General features: G+C 34.1%; 15 protein-coding genes. 9 read left to right on the forward strand and 6 right to left on the reverse strand.

Features of this window, described 5'->3' with window-relative positions:
- Positions 1–13: 13 nt before the first annotated feature.
- The 3 genes from BGO27_00510 to BGO27_00520 form a co-directional block, all read right to left on the reverse strand.
- A complete protein-coding gene (locus BGO27_00510) occupies positions 14–1,801 on the reverse strand; it encodes a hypothetical protein (GenBank protein ID OJV11934.1) in 1,788 nt (595 codons plus the stop codon).
- Positions 1,802–1,897: 96 nt separating this feature from the next.
- Complete coding sequence (locus tag BGO27_00515; protein ID OJV11935.1) at positions 1,898–2,884, reverse strand: hypothetical protein; 987 nt, start codon at positions 2,882–2,884, stop codon at positions 1,898–1,900.
- 5 nt (positions 2,885–2,889) lie between these two features.
- Entirely contained in the window at positions 2,890–3,177 is a 288-nt protein-coding gene (locus BGO27_00520; protein OJV11936.1) for a hypothetical protein, read from the reverse strand.
- Positions 3,178–3,287: 110 nt separating this feature from the next.
- Here BGO27_00520 and BGO27_00525 point away from each other — a divergent pair, with 110 nt between their 5' ends.
- Positions 3,288–4,286 (forward strand): delta-aminolevulinic acid dehydratase, encoded by a 999-nt coding sequence (locus tag BGO27_00525; protein ID OJV11947.1) that lies wholly within the window; start codon positions 3,288–3,290, stop codon positions 4,284–4,286.
- Positions 4,287–4,344: 58 nt separating this feature from the next.
- Here BGO27_00525 and BGO27_00530 read toward each other — a convergent pair whose 3' ends face one another.
- From BGO27_00530 to BGO27_00540, 3 genes are read right to left on the reverse strand one after another with little or no spacing between them, the layout of a single operon-like run.
- Positions 4,345–5,019: a hypothetical protein gene (locus BGO27_00530; protein ID OJV11937.1), complete on the reverse strand. Its 675-nt coding sequence runs from the start codon at positions 5,017–5,019 to the stop codon at positions 4,345–4,347.
- Positions 5,019–6,272: a hypothetical protein gene (locus BGO27_00535; GenBank protein ID OJV11938.1), complete on the reverse strand. Its 1,254-nt coding sequence runs from the start codon at positions 6,270–6,272 to the stop codon at positions 5,019–5,021. Before BGO27_00535 ends, BGO27_00530 begins: the two co-directional genes overlap by 1 nt.
- 2 nt (positions 6,273–6,274) lie before the next feature.
- On the reverse strand, positions 6,275–7,228 hold the full coding sequence (locus tag BGO27_00540) for a hypothetical protein (GenBank protein ID OJV11939.1): 954 nt from the start codon (positions 7,226–7,228) through the stop codon (positions 6,275–6,277).
- A gap of 141 nt (positions 7,229–7,369) precedes the next feature.
- Between BGO27_00540 and BGO27_00545 the strand changes: the two genes are divergently transcribed.
- Genes BGO27_00545 through BGO27_00580 form a run of 8 tightly spaced genes read left to right on the forward strand, consistent with a single transcriptional unit; the run spans position 7,370 to position 18,087 of the window.
- Positions 7,370–8,638 carry a 3-hydroxy-3-methylglutaryl-CoA reductase gene (locus tag BGO27_00545; GenBank protein ID OJV11948.1) on the forward strand — a complete coding sequence of 423 codons (1,269 nt, stop codon included), beginning with the start codon at positions 7,370–7,372 and terminating at the stop codon, positions 8,636–8,638.
- Positions 8,628–9,563: a hypothetical protein gene (locus BGO27_00550; GenBank protein ID OJV11940.1), complete on the forward strand. Its 936-nt coding sequence runs from the start codon at positions 8,628–8,630 to the stop codon at positions 9,561–9,563. Before BGO27_00545 ends, BGO27_00550 begins: the two co-directional genes overlap by 11 nt.
- A 17-nt stretch (positions 9,564–9,580) precedes the next feature.
- Positions 9,581–12,142, forward strand: coding sequence for a hypothetical protein (locus BGO27_00555; GenBank protein OJV11941.1), 2,562 nt, complete (start codon positions 9,581–9,583; stop codon positions 12,140–12,142).
- A gap of 8 nt (positions 12,143–12,150) precedes the next feature.
- Positions 12,151–13,260 (forward strand): hypothetical protein, encoded by a 1,110-nt coding sequence (locus BGO27_00560; GenBank protein OJV11942.1) that lies wholly within the window; start codon positions 12,151–12,153, stop codon positions 13,258–13,260.
- Between the two features lie 3 nt (positions 13,261–13,263).
- Complete coding sequence (locus tag BGO27_00565) at positions 13,264–14,583, forward strand: hypothetical protein (protein ID OJV11943.1); 1,320 nt, start codon at positions 13,264–13,266, stop codon at positions 14,581–14,583.
- Between the two features lie 18 nt (positions 14,584–14,601).
- Positions 14,602–15,594 carry a hypothetical protein gene (locus BGO27_00570; protein OJV11944.1) on the forward strand — a complete coding sequence of 331 codons (993 nt, stop codon included), beginning with the start codon at positions 14,602–14,604 and terminating at the stop codon, positions 15,592–15,594.
- Positions 15,591–17,177 (forward strand): hypothetical protein, encoded by a 1,587-nt coding sequence (locus tag BGO27_00575; protein OJV11945.1) that lies wholly within the window; start codon positions 15,591–15,593, stop codon positions 17,175–17,177. The genes BGO27_00570 and BGO27_00575 overlap by 4 nt, the downstream gene beginning before the upstream one ends.
- A gap of 13 nt (positions 17,178–17,190) precedes the next feature.
- Positions 17,191–18,087 carry a hypothetical protein gene (locus tag BGO27_00580; protein ID OJV11946.1) on the forward strand — a complete coding sequence of 299 codons (897 nt, stop codon included), beginning with the start codon at positions 17,191–17,193 and terminating at the stop codon, positions 18,085–18,087.
- Positions 18,088–18,203 lie beyond the last annotated feature (116 nt).

An 18,203-nucleotide genomic window follows, 5' to 3' on the forward strand; every position in this document is an offset into this window, starting at 1 on the left:
CTTTTCTTTAAAACTATATTTGCATGGAATCATCCTTATTAGCAATGCATTTATTAGGATAAAGATTAATATTAGCATACTCATGCAAATTTTTAGCAAGTTTATAATCTATTTCTGGTATACCTGTAAATAAAAACCTTTTATCAGTAGGAGTTAGGTTTTTTTCAATTTCCCTAATAATATCATTGTTAACGCTTAGTAAACCACGAATTTTAGTTCTCCATTCATTTAAATCTTGGTAATTTTTATTCAGGCAGGCATAAAAGCTTTGTAACGCGTTAATTTTTACAGACTCATCGCATATAACATTATTGTAATTATAAATGTAACTTTCTAAAAATGCAAAAGCAGACAATACAGGATTTTCAGACTTTATAACATCATCTAATTCTTCTGAAAGATCAATTTCTGCAAGATTATCAGGTATTTTAGCCCCAAAGAGTATCAGAATAGAAGATGCTATATCATGCTTAGATCTTAAAGCGTGTACCAATGACTTATTAAGGTGAATATCTGACTGCAAGTGTATATTGTTTTGTAATAATGTGATTGCCATTATTATTTTGTCGTGTTTTATAGAGTAATATAGTGGTGAATGAAATTTTGATTCAGTAAATTCATATGGCTGAATTGGATCGGCGCCTCTTTTTAATGTCTTTCTTAATAATCTATTTTCATTATTTTGTATTGCATAAACCATTATTTGATTAAGTTCACTCTGACTTAAATTATATTTTTTTGCTGATAACAATAGTTCGATAAGGCTTGTTTTAAAATTTCTTGTTAAATATCTAATTTTAAATACAGAAAAAATAGAGTATTTATTAATTTTAAAAGGCTTTTCACTATTAAGAATGTTTTTGGAAACCTGAACAGGATTTTGATATTCAAATATAAAGTGCTTAATATTAGATTTAGTTGTAGCGCCATAAGCAATTAAAAGTGCTATAGGTTTAGTATATTTTCCAGTAATATTAAGCTGTAAAAGTAAATCTAAACCTGTTTGTTTTTTAGCATTTGTAATATTAATATCAATATTTTCACTTATTAGAAGTGCCAAGTATCTAAACATACTGACTGCATCTTTTTTAAACGTGCGTACTACATAATGAAGTAAAGGCTCTCCCAGAGAATTTTTCTGATTAACGTTATAGCCTGATATAAAAAGAAAACATGCATGATTAAAATGATTTCTTTCAATTGCTATATGCATAGAATCCATATGATCTTTGGTCTCAAGATAAAAATCAGCACCGTGATTAATTAATATGTGGATAAGCTGAAATGTCTTTCCGTATAATATTGCATCATGTAGCCCTGTATACGATAAATAATCCCTGTGATTAGGGTCTGCTCCGTACTCAAGTAAAGTTTCTATAATATTGATATTAGATGCTATTATAGCATTATAAAGTGGCGTTCTGTTCAGATGATTTTCTACATTTGGATCTGCGCCAGCCTTGCAAAGTAAAGACGTTATCTGCAAGCAATATGGTATACAAGATTTTGCCGCAACATGAAGAGCAGTGTCTGTATCTTCATACCTAAAGTCAAGATTAGGTTCTTTCTTAATTATAAGTTTTAAAATTGTCAGATTAGCATGTGTTACAGTGGATAAAAAAGCCTTATTTAACTCATCTGACCCAGGAAGTATATGATTTTGCTTTATAAGTTGCTGCGCTTTATGATGCTTATTTTGCTTAAGATATTGCTCAAACTTATTTAGTTTAACTGTTTTTTGCCTTTTAGTTAGTCTGGGAAGTGCATCCTCAAGTAACTCGGATTCTGCTTTACGTTTCATATGGCATAATATAATAGGTTAATTAAGCTTAGATTAATTAATTTTATGTTAGTATGCAAGAGAATCGTATTAAAATAAGCGTCATTATATAATGTTTTACATAGCACCAAGGATTTTAGCGGGATTAAGCGGCTTTTTGCCTTTTCTCATAGAAAAGTAAAGACACGGGTTTTTTACGCTGCCAGAGCTTCCCACATGACCAATAACTTCACCTTGGTCAATTTTATCTCCCTGATTAATCAGAATGTTATCTAAATGAGCATATGTCGTAAATGTATTTTGATCATGTTTTACAATCACCATATTGCCAAAATCAGATATTTCATCGCCCGCATAAACTACTTCACCGCTTTTAGGGGCTATTATTTCAGTGCCTTTGCTTGCTTTAATTACAATACCATCATTTTTGATACCAGATGCTTGAGTGCCAAACTTGCTGATAATCTGCCCTTTTACTGGCCATATATAATTTTTATTATCATATTTTTTGGCAATTTTTTTAGTAGTTTTTTTAATGGTTTGGTACGACTCAGCTTGCTCATCATTACTTATATCAATATGCTCAGCGTAGGTTTTTTGTGTAATAACTTCTTCCTTTATATAAGGTTTTGCTGCCTGAGTTACAGTGCCTTTTGCCTTGCTAACGGCTATAGGGGAGTGAATTTTGATAATATCGCCAATCACCAGCTCATAGGGTTCGTTTAGATGATTATTTGCAATAATCTTGCGTGGGCTGAGCTTATATTGTCTTGATAACATATAAACAGTTTCGCCATTTTTTACCTCATGATAAACAAATACGCCATTTTCATCGCTTGAAACTTTAGAATTAGGCTGAATATTTGAAGGTTGTTGCTGTTCACCTTCAGCATAGTTTGTAACAATTTTTGAAGGTACAAATTCTGGTTTTGGAGCTGTGACTGGTTTTAAAGCCTGACCTTTTTTTATGGTTGGTCTTTTTTTAGCCTCGCCATAATATTTATCGCCAATATTAGCTACTTCAGCAGCATCCTGTTCAAAATGCTCGCATGAAAATAGCAAAAATATTGCTGCAAATAGGGTGAGAAATCTGGAGATTGACATAGATTCTAATATCTTCCTAAGCAATCATAAAAGTCATATATGTTTAAAATTAGTGGTGTGCAATTTTCGGAAACCTTTACTAAAGTTTCTAAATAGCTAGTTAAATGATCTTCAACTCTTTTTAAAATGCCAGTATTTTCCAGTCCTTTTAAAAAGTGGTAGCCAATATAAACTGCTGGAACTGCGATGATCAGATACCATTTAAAAAGTATTGTATGTATAAATATACCAGCTGGACTGGCTTTCATCCAACCAAAAAATTGACCGAAATTTTTGAATTTATCAAGATCCATTAGTTACACCCTGTTATAGTCGATATAAAAATAATTATATCAAAAACAATAACTTATTCAAATTAAATTTAACTTGTGGTAGTCTAGCAGAAAATATGGGGGTTATCATTATGGATTTTTTTATACAAAGCAGGCAGCGCAGACTTAGAAGGAACGAGGCTATCAGAGCTTTAGTTCAGGAAAGTTTTATCAGAGAAGCTGATTTGATTTTACCCCTTTTTATAATCGAAGGTGATAGTATTCGTCAGGAAATACCTTCTATGCCTGGTGTTTTCAGGCTTTCGATTAACGAAGCTTTGTCAGTAGTTAATGAAGCAATGCTGCTTGGTATTAGATCATTTGCGCTGTTTCCATGTATAGATAGCTCCTTAAAAGACGCAGATGGTAGTGAAGCCATGAATTCAAATAATCTTATTTGCAGAGCTGTAAGGGAAATTAAAAGGCGCTATTCCGATGCTTTTATTATATGTGATGTAGCCCTCGACCCGTATACTACACATGGTCATGATGGTGTTTTAGGGGTGGACGGAGACGTTGACAATGATGCAACCATCGAGATTCTTGCAAATCAGGCACTTATTCTTGCCAATAGCGGGTGTGACGCAGTTGCGCCTTCAGATATGATGGACGGAAGAATAGGGTATATTAGAACGGTTTTAGATAGTAGTGGCTTTGAAAATACAATCATAATTGCCTATGCAGCTAAATATGCGTCAAGCTTTTATGGCGCATTCAGAGATGCTGTTGGTTCAAAATCTCTTCTCGGTATCGCTGATAAAAAAACCTATCAAATGAATCCAGCAAATAGTATTGAAGCTTTACGTGAAGTAGCGTCAGATGTTGCAGAAGGTGCTGATATTGTGCTAATTAAGCCAGGCCTACATTATTTAGACATTATTCTACAAACAAAACTTGAGTTTGATGTGCCAGTATTTGCATACCATGTGAGTGGCGAATATTCTATGCTAAAATTTGCCGAAGAAAAGGGGGTGTTAGACTATAACAAAGCAATTATGGAAACCATGCTATGCTTTAAAAGAGCAGGTGCTTCAGGTATTTTTACATATGCCGCGATCGATGTAGCAAGGATTATTAGAGGATTGGTGTAGTATCCTCATTAAAGCTTATAATTGTACGGTCATGGTTTGGATTATAGATACTTTAATATCAACCCCGTACCATTCCATCTACAATGTTAATGGTGTAGTCGCACATAGATGCAAGTTCCTGGTCGTGGGTGACTACTATGATAGTACGGTCACCTTCGCTAACAATCTTTTTGAATAGATCAAACACGTTTTTAGCATTTTTTGTATCAAGGTTACCTGTTGGTTCATCTGCTAAAAGCAAGGTGGGGTTATTTGCCATAGCTCTTGCAATTGCTACCCTTTGGCGCTGACCACCAGATAATTGCTTCGGAAACTTATTTTCAAGACCGCTTAGATTAAAATATTCGGTAAGTTCCATTGCTTTTTTCTCGGCTTCCTGTTCATCTGCAATACCTTTTTTAAGCATTGGCAGCATAATATTTTCCAGAACATTAAACTCAGATAATAAAAAGTGAAACTGAAAGATAAACCCAAGTTTATTAAGCCTGCAGTTTTCCTGTTCTGCTTTTGAGGCGGATGTCATGTTAACGCCATCAATAAAAATTTCGCCTTTTGTAGGGTTGTCGAGTAATCCAAGCAGGTATAGTAACGTTGACTTTCCTGATCCTGAAGGACCTATAATTGAAACTAGTTTCCCCTTAGGTATCGAGATATTAACGTCTTTAAGCAAAGTTGCGGTAATTTCACCGTTTGTAATTTCTAAGGTAACATTTTGCGCTTTAACAATTTCCATTATACTGCGCCCCTTATAATATTTACAGGAACGGTTGATGATGCTCTGCTTGCTGGCATCCAGCTTGATAACGCCGAAATTATAATAGCTGAAACCCATGCTGCTAAATAAAGATAATTAGAACGGTACAATATGAACCCGTCCATAGTCATGAAGCTGCCTTCCTCAATTCTAAAATTGATAACAGATAGACCTTCCATTATAATAAAGCCCAGTATGCAGCCAATAATTCCGCCAAATGCGCCCATTATCAAACCTTGATACACAAATATTTTCTTAATATCTGACTCTGAAAAACCAATAGATTTTAATATTGCTACGTCTCTGGTTTTTTCGTTAACCATGTTTGATACAATATTATATATACCAAATGAAGCGACAATTATTATTGCGAAAATTGTTGAGTAAATAACGCCATTTTGCACTTTAAATATGCTGAAAACGTTGCTATTGCTTTCTTCCCAGCCTTCAGTTTTATAACCAAACTGGCTTTCAATCTTTTTAGCAGTTTCACGAGCGGTATTGATATCTTTAAGCTTAAGTCTGATAAGATTAATCCGGTTGTTTTTTTGCTCAAGTATCTGTACTTTCTTAAGCAATAAATATGCCTGTCCGCTATCCACTGAGGTAATACCTGTTTGAAATATACCAACCACCTTTACTAAAAGCGATACGCCTTTTGAAGATGTGATTTTGATTTTATCTTTATAACTCACGCCTAGTTTTTTGGCTAGTAACTTACCTACTATAACTGCGTTAACGGAGCTTTCCAGTTCCGAAAGACTACCAACTATCATATCCCGTTCAAGGTTACTTACGGTTTTTTCTTCTTTAGGGTTAATTCCAATAGCTAAAGCACCAACTTCTTTGCTGCCATAACGTAAAAATGCCTGACTTTGCAGGCTGTTTACGTATTTAATATCTGGCTCTGAATCCAGATATTCATTGATCATTTTATAGTTTCTGATGCCCTTAATTTCATTGTCGGGCTTTAAATTATTTAGAACTACTATTTTATCTGGGTATTTTTCAAAAATTGCCTGAGTTTTAGGGTTGCGATATTCATCTTTAATCGTAACATGCGGCGAAATATCGATAACTTTATCAACAAAAAATTGCTGCATACCTTTTAGCATAGCGGTAAGTGAAATGAAGAAGCTAACACCAACTGCTATACCGATAACAGCAACAATAGTTTGCCGTCTGCGGTTAATTAGGTATTTGTAAGCAATGTTAAGTATTAGGTTCATAATTTTTATTTAATGATTATTTTGTCATCCATAGTAAGACCCGAGATAACCTCAATCATATTACCATTTGTAATCCCGGTTTCTATGTCTTGCATTGTCTCACCGCTCCACTTCTTAAGCTTTACCTGATTGTTTTTAACAGCATCTACAGGTATAAACATAGCATCTTGCTTTATTTCTTTTACAACGTTTACGTCCACTGTCATACCAATTTTTAGGCTTGGATTATTATCATTTGGAACAGACACAAATATTCTAAAGTTACGGTTTACTTCATCGCCCTGAGGAGTAATGGATTCCACAATACCTTCAGGAAAGTCGCTTGATAAAGAGTTTGGTTTAATTATAACCTTTTGCCTGTTTTTTATATCTAAAATATCTTCTTCATCGATTTCGGCTTCAATCCTGATTTTATCATCAGCAATATAGATTAGTGGCTTTTCAGGATTTACAAATTCACCTATATCAAGATCCTGTTTTACTACAATACCATCAAATGGCGCTCTGATGTTATATTTATCAAGTAACTTTTCTTCAGCTATGATTTTGCTGTTAATGTTTTTTAACTGGCTTTCTAAGTTTTCAAAATAGCTATTACTTACAAACTTTTTATCATGAAGCGCTCTGCTTCTTTGAAGTTCGCTTTGTAGAAAATCACGCTGAGCTATCATAGAGTTTAATATTGCTTCTTCATATGAATTATCAAGTTTGGCTAGTATATCGCCTTTTTTAACTTCTTGCCCTTCATGTGATAAGATTTCTGTTATTTTAGAATTTACCTCAGAGACAATAGTTGTAGAATTTTTTGCTTTAACAAGACCATTGCCATAAATAGCAACAACTAAATCTTTTTTAATTGGTGAAATTGTTACATCGCCTTTGCTAAATATTTTAAAGCCAATAACAGCTACTGCAGCGAGTAAGGAAATTTTAACAATTTTGGCGTTTAATTTGATCATTTTCGTTTTCAATTTATAAAATAGATATTGCACAAAAATCCTAATATATTAATATAATTACAATACATTAAAATAAAATCTTTTTCTAGTTAAAAACCTTAGGTACTAAAAATGGCTTCGTCAATAGAATCAATACAAAGAATGTTAAAATTAGTAATGGAAGAGAAGAAAAAGCCTCTAAATGAAATTATTAAAGGTTTGATGAACAGAGAAAAGCCTGTTTTACCATTAATTAAACCCAGTAAGAAAATTAGTCAGGGTTTTATAGATCGCAGGTGGAACATTCTAAAAGAGCATACTAACGCAACTGATGAGGATCAGGAAAAATTATTAGATTCTAGTAAACCAATTGAAGACTATTCAGTTTACGAAAACAACATTGAAAACTTCATCGGAATGGCAAGTATGCCTATAGGACTTATAGGTCCTTTAAAAATAAACGGGGCATTCGCTGAGGGCGAGTATTATGTTCCGCTTGCAACTACCGAGGCAGCCCTTGTTGCTTCATATAATAGGGGCGCGATGGTAATTGGTGCATCAGGTGGATGTACCACATTTATATTGAATGAAGGTGTTTCAAGAGTTCCAGGTTTTGTATTTAACACTATGATTGATTCAGGGCAGTTTATTTTATGGGTTAGCGATAAGCTTGATATTTTTAAAGGAATAGTAGAAGACACAACTAAGCACGGAAAGCTTGTTGACTTAAATACTACTTTAGAAGGTAACCACGTTTACCTTGATTTTGAGTTTACTACTGGTGATGCAGCAGGTCAGAACATGGTAACAATTTCTACCAATGCAATATATAATTATATTTTAGAAAACTGCCCTATAAAGCCAGTGCATTCATACATTGAAGCAAATTTTTCAGGTGATAAAAAAGCAAATGCCCAGTCTTTCCAAAATGTTCGCGGGAAAAAAGTGGTAGCAGAAGTAATTATACCAGGCAAGGTTATTGAAGATTTACTTCATACAACGGCTGAAAAAATGGCAAAGCAGTGGGTATTGTCGGCGGTAGGCAGCATTATGAGCGGCTCAATTGGTGTGCAGGCGCATATTGCCAATGGTTTGGCAGCTCTTTATATAGCAACTGGGCAGGATGCTGCATGTGTATCAGAGTCATCCATCGGCATTACTCGTGCGGAGCTTACAAATGACGGATCTTTATATGTATGCCTAACACTTCCAAATATTATTACAGGCACAATAGGTGGCGGTACAAAGCTTCCAAGTCAGTCGGCTGCACTTAATATAATGAACTGCTTGGGGGCAGGGAATTCAAGGAAATTTTCAGAAATATGTGCTGCAATGTGCTTAGCTGGTGAGTTATCAATAGCAGGGGCAATTTCAGCGGAACACTTTACAAGAGCGCATCAAAATTTAGCAAGAGGGAAAAATGGCAAGTAATAACGACAATATATTTTTAAGACTATGGCAATACCAAAAAGAAAGATTTCCACTTATCGCTCATGGTATTTTAATACTGGCCTTTGTGCTTGCCGGAATGTTCATCTCAAGAATATTACGTGGTGATATTAGCTTCCCTGACTTTAATATAATGGCAATGTGCTTTGTATGCGTGCTGTTTATATTTTTACAATTACGTATAGCTGATGAGTTTAAAGACTTTGAAGATGACAAAAACTTCAGACCCTACAGACCAGTTCCAAGAGGGCTTATAAGCCTTAAAGAGCTTTTTGTTTTAGGTATTATTACATGCGCTGCACAGCTTTATATAACATATTCGCTTAATATAAATCTAACATATTTGCTTATAGCGGTTTGGGTATATTTAGGTTTAATGAGCGTTGAGTTTTTTGCTGTAGACTGGCTTAAAGCAAGACCATTTACATATATGTGGTCGCACATGATAATCATAATGTTAATCAACCTATTTATTTCAGCATTTGACTGGGTTTTACAAGGTAATTCAATGCCTGAAGGATTAATATTTTTCTTGCTAATGAGCTTTGGCGGTGGGTTTACTTTTGAAATTGGTAGGAAAATAAGATCGCCTGAAATTGAAGAAAAAGGCGTAGAAACTTACTCAGTTGTATGGGGTATGAAAAAGGCTACATACGCATGGTTTGGTGCTTTATCTCTACTATTTGGTGGGGGTATAATAACATCTTTTTATACTGGATACACTGTTTTAGCGGCAATAGTTACTATAGTTATGATGGCGTTAAATATATCTACAGGGCTAAAATTTATAGCAAAACCTACGCCTGCATTATCTAAGAAAATTGACACATTTTCAGGGCTTAGCGTTTTAATGGGATATTTGGCAATTGGCATCGTGCCATTAATACACAAAGTTTATTTTCAGTAATCTAGCGGAGCATAATAATGCAGTATATATACACACAAAAAGACCCTATCAATGTAGCGAAAATTGGTGGAAAATCCGCATCACTTGCTAAAATGAATAAAGGCGGCTTTACAATACCTGAATGGTTTGCAATTTCTCCTCAGGCTTTCCTTGATTCGCTGACAACTGAGCAAAAAGAAATGCTCCAGGATCATAGAGTTGAAGAAGTATTCGCTAAGCTTGAAATTAACCAAAAAGTCAAAGATGAAATCTCTAAAACTGTAGCAAAATTAGGACTTCACAAGTGTAAAATGGCGGTAAGATCTTCGGGCGTCATTGAAGATGGTAAAGAAAATTCATTTGCAGGGCAGTTTGAAAGCTACTTATGGGTAACAGAAGCTGAGTTATTTGAATACGTAAAAAAAGTTTGGCATTCAGGCTTTAGCGAAAGAATTTTTGAATATTATAAACAGCGTGATATCGATCCGTTATTTAGCTCGCCTGCAGTTTTAGTACAAAAAATGGTAAATGCCGATAAAGCTGGGGTAATATTTAGCGTTGACCCTGTTGAATATAACCCTAATAAAATGGTGCTTTCTGTTACTAAAGGCGTAGGTGACAAGCTCATGACAGGTGAGGTAGACGGTGATACTTATTATTTAAGCCGTAAAGGGGAAATACTGAAATCTGATTTAATAGAAGACAATCACCCAATACTTAGCAAGTCAGAATGCAAGCAGGTTGGAGAGCTTGCTGTGAAAGTTGAGAAATATTTTCAGTCCCCGCAAGATATTGAATGGGCAATTGAAAATAAGAAAGTTTATTTACTTCAGTCAAGACCGATTACTACTATTAAAAACGCTTCTAAGCATGTTACCACCCTTTGGGACAATAGTAATATTGTTGAAAGCTACTCTGGCATTGTATCGCCACTTACATTTTCTTTTGCAAGCACTGTTTATTCTGCCGTTTACAAAAGATTTTCTGAAATTATGGGTGTTCCGCGCAGTGTTATTTCCGAAAACCTCATAGTTTATGATAACTTCCTTGGTTTTATTAACGGAAGAATGTATTACAACTTGCTTAACTGGTATAAAATGATCATGTATCTGCCTGGGTTTACGCTTAATAGTAAGTTCATGGAGCAGATGATGGGCGTATCTGAGCCATTACCAGATAAAATCATGAGCCAGATTACTATAAAAACCTATACCACAAAAGATAAGCTTATTGCATGGTACAGGCTGATTATTTCTTCTGTGCAGTCACTTTATCAATTTATCAGGCTTGAACAAGAAATTAAGTACTTTTTTGATTTACTCCAAAAAACACTTTCCTGTTCTTCAAGTGACATTGAAAATATGACTTTAGATGAGCTGGGAACCTATTTCCGTAATTTAGAGAAAGCTTTGATAAACAACTGGAACGCACCGCTTATCAATGACTTTTACTGTATGATTTTCTTTGGTTTATCAAGAAAATTACTTAACAAATACCTTGGCAAAGAAGGTGAAGAACTACATAATTCTTTCCTCAAGCACCAGGGAAATATTATTAGCGCAGAACCAGCTAAAAGAATTAAACAAATGGCTAAAGTTGCAGCAAAAAATAGCGCGCTTTTAGATGCATTAAAATCAGAAAATCAGGAAAAAATCGTTGCTGCAATTAAGGCAGACAAAGAGTTTTCAGAGCTATACTATAGTTATTTAGATAAATTTGCAGATAGATGTTTGCAAGAGTTAAAGCTGGAAAGCCTTACGCTTGATGAAGACCCGTCAACATTCCAAAACACAATCTTAACATTTGCATTAAGTAATAATACAAACGACCATGAAGAAGAAAGCGATGATACAGAACCATACAATAAACTAAATAGCATGTTAAGCCACAAGCCAATTATGCTTGCCGTAACTAAATGGGTTATAAAACATGCGGTAAGGCTGGTTAGAAATCGTGAGAATCTTCGCTTTGAACGTACAAGACTGTTTGGAACTATTCGTAAAATATCAATTGCTACAGGTAAAAAGCTTTTAGCAATGGGTAAGCTAGAGCATTACCGTGATATTTTTTACTTAGAGCTTGATGAAATACTGGGAATGTTTGAGGGAAGGCTTACAACTCTTAATCTTAAAAATCTGGTTGCTATCAGAAAAGAAGAGGCAGCTAATTATGAGAATATGGAAGATCCGCCGCAAAGATTCTTTATTACAGGGGCGGTATCGCTAAGTTTCGATAACATTGTTGCATCACGCCCCGAGGCTGATACATCCGATCCTAATGTACGTAAAGGTATTGGCTGCTGCCCAGGAATTCTAAGAGGCAAAGTTAGGGTGATTCATAATCCTAAAGAAGATATGTTAGCTCCGGGTGAAATACTGGTTGCTAAATTTACAGATCCAGGCTGGATCATGTTATTTGCCAATGCATCTGGTATTTTAGTGGAAAGAGGAAGCTTGCTTTCGCATTCGGCAATTGTTGCTCGTGAAATGGGAATACCGGCTGTAGTTTCGGTTCACGGACTTATGGAATGGCTAAAAACAGGTGATGAAGTTGAATTTGATGGCGCTACAGGCGTAATTACAAGAATTATTAAAGAGTAGGTATAGACATGAGTTCTGAAATTGCGGCAAAAGCTAGTTTTGAAATAATAAGATATGCCCAGTGCTGGGAAGACGCGGATATTCTGGTTAAAGGTCTTGATGTTAAAGAAGGTGACGTATGTCTGTCGATTGCATCAGCTGGTGATAATAGTTTTGCAATGCTGGTTAACAACCCTAAAAAAGTAATCTGCATGGATTTAAGTCAGGCGCAGCTTTACTGCGTAGAATTAAGAGTTGCTTGCTACAAACATTTATCACATCAGGAATTTTTAGAGCTGCTTGGTTCATATGACTCAAATAACAGACTTAAAATTTATGAAAAAATAAGACCGTATATAAGTAAAGAAGCACAGGAATTTTGGGATGATAAAAAAGATATGATAGAAAAATTCGGTGCTGCAGGAACAGGTAAATTTGAAAAATACTTTGCTATTTTCAGAGACTTTGTATTACCCCTTACTCAGTCATCAAGCAATCTTAAAAAAGTTGCAGAATCTATGACAAAAGCTGAGCGTGAAGAGTTTTACGATAACAAATGGAATAATTTTATGTGGAGATCGCTTATAAAATTATTCTTCTCTAAAACTGTCATGGGTATTATGGGTAGAGATCCTTCGTTTTTCAATTACGTAGAAGGCAGCATGTATGACCATATATCGGGCAGAATAAAACATGCGTTTACTAATCTTGATCCGTCACTTAACCCATATTTTTACTGGATTTTAACAGGCAAGCATTCTAAAAACGCACTGCCAATGAATTTAAGACCAGAAAACTTTGAGATTATCAAAAAGAATATAGACAGGCTTGAATGGCATAAAATGTCATTTGAAGATGTTGTTAAAAAATGCCAGTCTGAAAATCTAAAAATCAATAAGTTTAACTTAAGCGACATTTTTGAATATATGTCGGTAGATAACTACAGAACGATTTTAAATCAAATTTTGTCAGTCAGTGACAAAGGCGCACGCTTAGCATACTGGAATATGTTAGTTCCGCGCTCAAGACCAGACGATATGGCAAATAAAATTAAGAAACTTGAGGATTTAAGCAAAGACTTATTTTACAATGATAAAGCCTTTTTCTACTGTAATTTTCACATAGAAGAGGTGATTTAATCCATGCCTTTGGTAAGTATTACCGAGTGTTATTATATTGCTGCAATTGTACTAAGCATATCATTTTTTAATATTGTGCTTAGCAGAATTGCGGGTTATTTCAATATTCAGGATGAATTTCAGCGAAAAGCTGTGCATGTTACAGTTGGTATTGCTACAATATCATATCCGTTTATCTTTGATTCTTACCACGGCGCTATCCTCACCAATATCATATTAGTTGCGTTATCTTTATTAATTAAAAAAGTGAAATTCTTTTACAACTTAGCTGGAAAGTCGCTTTACGCAGTTAAAAGAAAATCAAAGGGCGAATTTTATTTTTTAATAGGTTCTGGCGCTCTTGCTTACCTTTCAATGCACAACATTTTTATTTACGTTGTCTCTATGTCACTGCTTACATTCTCAGACACTGTAGCGGCATTAATAGGCGTAAATTATGCCAAGGTATCCTTTAGTGGTGTTGATGGTAAAAAAAGCTATGAGGGAATGTTTACCTTCTTTATTTTCAGCTTAGTACTAATATTAATTACAATGCTTTTGCTTTCTGACAATCTTTCTATACCTCATAAATCAATGGTGGTGATTGCTACTATTACCGCAATAGTGGTTACTATAATAGAAGCTTGTGCATGGGACGGGCTGGATAATATTCTTATACCGCTTTCAACATATAGCTTACTTAGTAATTTAATACCAAAGCCACTAAGCGTGTTAATGCTGGATCTATCATCGATCATGGTATTTTTAGTACTGGTATATTACAGAAAAGACATAAGGCTTATGACCCAGGCAAAACTTGGGCTATTGCTTATTGCTTTTTACTTATGGGTGGTTAAAGGTTTGTGGTGGTTATTGCCATTTGTAATTGTTAGAGCCGTAGTGCCATTTTTAGTAAAAATTGAACATGAAGCAAGGTTTGATATAAAGGCAGTAATTTCAATGGGGGGCGCACCATTTGTATGGTCTGTTATAAGCCAGCATTTCCCTAATGTAAACTTTTATACAGCGGTTTTAACTGCTGCAATATCAACACTTTCTATTTTGGTAATTATCAGGCTTGATGATAAGAAAATCAAAATATCTACGTCAAATATTGTGCTTTATACTTCAGTAGCGTGCGCACTTATAATGCCAATTTATTATCTATATGATCCCAAGAATATCAAAGAATTTATCATATATCACGCACCTAAAATGTATATAATTTGCTGCATAACCACATTTGGGTTTGTTAGATTTTGTGAAGTTTTATCGAAAAAAATACCAATTTGGAAAAGGCATTTCTTATTTACTATGCTCGCATCTGGATTAGGCATGGTTTAATTTTAACAGGCAAGTATTATGACAACACATATTATATCAAATCTTCAGGAACTAAGTAATTTTGAGTTTGAAATTCCTAACTTAAGTCTGGATCATATCAAGTTTGATAGACCAAATAGCATATTGCTTCATGAAGAAAATTCTAAAATTCGTAATATGCTATCTATTTGGTTTGATCCTCAAATAAAAGAATTCAAAGATAAAAAAGTAGCATACATTGGTCATATTCATGTAGAAAACGAAGATATACTTTTAAAGCTTATAAATGAAGCAAAAGCTTATATCAAAAACAAAGGCTACAACTATGTTATATCACCAATGGATGGCTCAACCTGGAAGAAATACAGACTAGTTGTCGATGGTGATAAAACTATCCCGCCATTTTACTTAGAGCCGCTAACACCTGATTATTTTGTAAAAGGTTTTGTTGATTCTGGATTTAAGCCTATCTCAACCTATTATTCTACATTAGTTACTCCATCATCAGAAAGCCTTGCAAAAATTGATGAAATAACTGCAAATCTTGCGAAATATAATATTACCATAGATAACATCCAAAACTTTTTGCATGATAAACAAAAGTTCATAAATGATATTTATCATCTAACTATCAATGGTTTTGAAGGTAATTATTTATATAGTCCTCTTTCAATTCAGGAATTTTCGGTAATGTATATGCCATTACTTGAAAAACTCGACCCTAAATATTTTGTTGTAGCAGTGCATGAAGGAAAAATAATAGGTTATCTGCTTAATTATCCAAATTATAATGAAATGATGACGGGTAAAATCAATACTTTCGTACTTAAAACCTTAACAGTTGACAGTAAATATGCAGGCAAAAAGATTGGAACCTTATTTTATCATATGGCAAGCAAGCTGGCGCTTCAGGATGGGTTTACAAATGTAATACACTCCTTAATGCAGGAAGATAATTACTCGTTAAAAATCAGTCATAAAATGGGTGCTAAAAATATTCGTAAATATCAGGTATTTGGGTGCGACTTATGAATCTTTATAATATTTTACAAAGCAATAGTAGTGCTACTACAGCAATTATTCATCATGGGCTTTTTAGTAAAAATACTATTACATATAAAGAGCTTGAGGAAAAGAGTAATCATTACGCTAAAGTTTTTAAAAAACACGGAATTAGAAAAAATGATATTATAGTTATGTATATTCCAATAACTATAGAGTTATATGCAATTTTATCTGCCATACTAAAACTTGGTGCGGTTGTAACTTTTATTGAGCCTTCTGCATCTAAAATGTTACTTGAGCATTATAAACAGCTTAAGCCAAAGGCAATTGTTACAACTCCTACAATCTTTGCAGGGCTAAAATTTTTAAATTTGATTAGCCATATTCCTCTTAGATTCACAACAGGTTTTACCCCATTTAACACTATAAACCTGCAAAAATTTGCTGAAAATGAAAGTATTATTGATACAGCAGAAGTGGATGAAGATCACCCAGCTATAATTACCTTTACCAGTGGATCATCTGGCATTCCAAAAGCAATTATAAGAAGTCATGGATTTTTATTAAACCAGCATAAGGCAATTATAGGAACAACTAAGCCTTTTTCAGGTGTGGTTGACATGATTAGCCTGCCGATATTTATTTTATCAAATTTAGGCTCTGCAATAACAACAGTGATTCCTAAAGGCAATTTAAGAAAACCAGCAAATGTAAGCCCTAAAGTATTATGGGAGCAGATCAAAGAAGATCAAGTTAGCAGACTTACTTTCCCACCTATTATCTGTGGCAACCTTGCTGATTATGCAATTCAAAATAAACTCATTAATACTAGTGTGAAGCATATATTTACAGGGGGAGGACCTGTATATCCATCGCTTTTAAAAAAGCTAAGATTAGTTTTTGCAAGCGCCGATATTATAGCAATTTACGGATCAACCGAAGCAGAGCCAATAGCAGACCTTCATTACCGTGAAATAAAAGACATGGATTTTGTGAACATGAATAAGGGGAAAGGCGTTTTAGTTGGTAACATTGTTGAGGCTGCTAAGGTAAAAATTATCAATTTTCATAAAACTTATACCGATTATATAAAGCTTGATAAATCTGAGTTTGATAATATTTCATGTAAGCAAATGGAGTTTGGTGAGATTGTTGTTTCAGGAAATAACGTTGTAAAAAGCTATGTAAATGCTAAAGATAATCTTGATACTAAATTTAGCGTAGATGGGGAAATTTGGCATAGAACGGGCGATAGTGGCTATATTGATCCGCTGGGCAGACTTTGGCTTTTGGGTAGGTATAAGCAGATTATAAACTTTGAGGGCAAACACATTCATCCGTTTAGTGTAGAATGCGCAGCAAACAGCTACGATATTGTTAAAAATGCTGCGTTAGTAATGGTTGATAACAAACGCATTTTAGCGGTTGAAACATATAATAAATCTGATTTAAATGAATTAAAAAATATCAAAAAGGAAATTAATAAAAACTTTGGATTTGACGTTGTTGAGTATATTTCGGTTACAGAAATACCAATGGATAAAAGGCATAACTCTAAAGTTGATTATACCAAAATAAGTAAAACAATTAAATTAAACAAATTAATATAAGTAAGGTATTAAAATGGCGCTATTTTCCAGTTATATTATAAGTTTTATTACATATTTCTTACTTCCAATAATTCCTGTATCTATTTTATATTTTCTTGGTTTGATAGATAGTAAAATCGGCTTGGTAATATGTACGGGGTTGTCAGTGCTGCTGGGTGATGCAAATTACTATTTTTTTGATAAATTATACATCAGAAAAATCAGCAAAAAAATATATGACGTCAAATTCCCCGAAGAAGTTCCGAAAGTTATTATCAAATCTATTGCAACCAAAATATTTTACATTCTATCTATAAGCGTTTTTTACAATACCTTAATCCTGAAAGAAATTATAATCTCAGACTTTGACCTGACTAAAGCAGCTTTAGCATTTTTAATATGCTTTATTGTTGTAGACTTTGCTTTTTGGTTATCTCATCATTTATTTCATGTTTATAAAGGTCTATATAAGAAAACTCACGTATTTCATCATCAGTCAGCACTTACAAGACCTGAAAGCTATCATAAGTTCTTGCTTTCAGAGCATTTATTTATTGGCACTATATTATTTACAGTTTCAATCAGTGTAAAGTTTATATTCGGTATAGATTTAAGCGTTATCGATCAGTCTTATATTGTTGGTTATATATTTTTCTTATATTTCCTTGAGCATTACGGCATGCTGACTCATTCAAATCATGAGTTTATATCTCCAAAACTATTAAAAGTATTTCCGTTTAATATTATTACTACTCCTTGTCATCACGCGATGCACCATGCAAGATTTCATGAAAATACATCACAGCTTACAAGGTTTTGGGAAAAGTGTTTTACTAAAACAGAATCAAAAGATTATCACAAAATCCATGAAAAAATTTGGAGCGGCTCACCACTTAAGTCCTTCAAAGAAAACTTAAATGACTATAAATAGTAACGGAGTGACAATAAGATTTACCATATGTCATTGCTGTATGGGTTCGGAGTATCGGTGACGGAATATTGGAGGAAAAGGGTTGACAATAAGTCTGAAAGGGCTGTTTAAGCGCC

The organism is Alphaproteobacteria bacterium 33-17 (genome assembly GCA_001897445.1).
Lineage (GTDB): Bacteria > Pseudomonadota > Alphaproteobacteria > Rickettsiales > 33-17 > 33-17.

Excerpts from the sequence above, each read along its gene's own strand:
- BGO27_00510 (OJV11934.1), bottom strand. The coding sequence starts at position 1,801 with ATGAAACGTAAAGCAGAATCCGAGTTACTTGAGGATGCACTTCCCAGA.
- BGO27_00515 (OJV11935.1), bottom strand. The coding sequence starts at position 2,884 with ATGTCAATCTCCAGATTTCTCACCCTATTTGCAGCAATATTTTTGCTA.
- BGO27_00520 (OJV11936.1), bottom strand. The coding sequence starts at position 3,177 with ATGGATCTTGATAAATTCAAAAATTTCGGTCAATTTTTTGGTTGGATG.
- BGO27_00525 (OJV11947.1), top strand. The coding sequence starts at position 3,288 with ATGGATTTTTTTATACAAAGCAGGCAGCGCAGACTTAGAAGGAACGAG.
- BGO27_00530 (OJV11937.1), bottom strand. The coding sequence starts at position 5,019 with ATGGAAATTGTTAAAGCGCAAAATGTTACCTTAGAAATTACAAACGGT.
- BGO27_00540 (OJV11939.1), bottom strand. The coding sequence starts at position 7,228 with ATGATCAAATTAAACGCCAAAATTGTTAAAATTTCCTTACTCGCTGCA.
- BGO27_00545 (OJV11948.1), top strand. The coding sequence starts at position 7,370 with ATGTTAAAATTAGTAATGGAAGAGAAGAAAAAGCCTCTAAATGAAATT.
- BGO27_00550 (OJV11940.1), top strand. The coding sequence starts at position 8,628 with ATGGCAAGTAATAACGACAATATATTTTTAAGACTATGGCAATACCAA.
- BGO27_00555 (OJV11941.1), top strand. The coding sequence starts at position 9,581 with ATGCAGTATATATACACACAAAAAGACCCTATCAATGTAGCGAAAATT.
- BGO27_00560 (OJV11942.1), top strand. The coding sequence starts at position 12,151 with ATGAGTTCTGAAATTGCGGCAAAAGCTAGTTTTGAAATAATAAGATAT.
- BGO27_00565 (OJV11943.1), top strand. The coding sequence starts at position 13,264 with ATGCCTTTGGTAAGTATTACCGAGTGTTATTATATTGCTGCAATTGTA.
- BGO27_00570 (OJV11944.1), top strand. The coding sequence starts at position 14,602 with ATGACAACACATATTATATCAAATCTTCAGGAACTAAGTAATTTTGAG.
- BGO27_00575 (OJV11945.1), top strand. The coding sequence starts at position 15,591 with ATGAATCTTTATAATATTTTACAAAGCAATAGTAGTGCTACTACAGCA.
- BGO27_00580 (OJV11946.1), top strand. The coding sequence starts at position 17,191 with ATGGCGCTATTTTCCAGTTATATTATAAGTTTTATTACATATTTCTTA.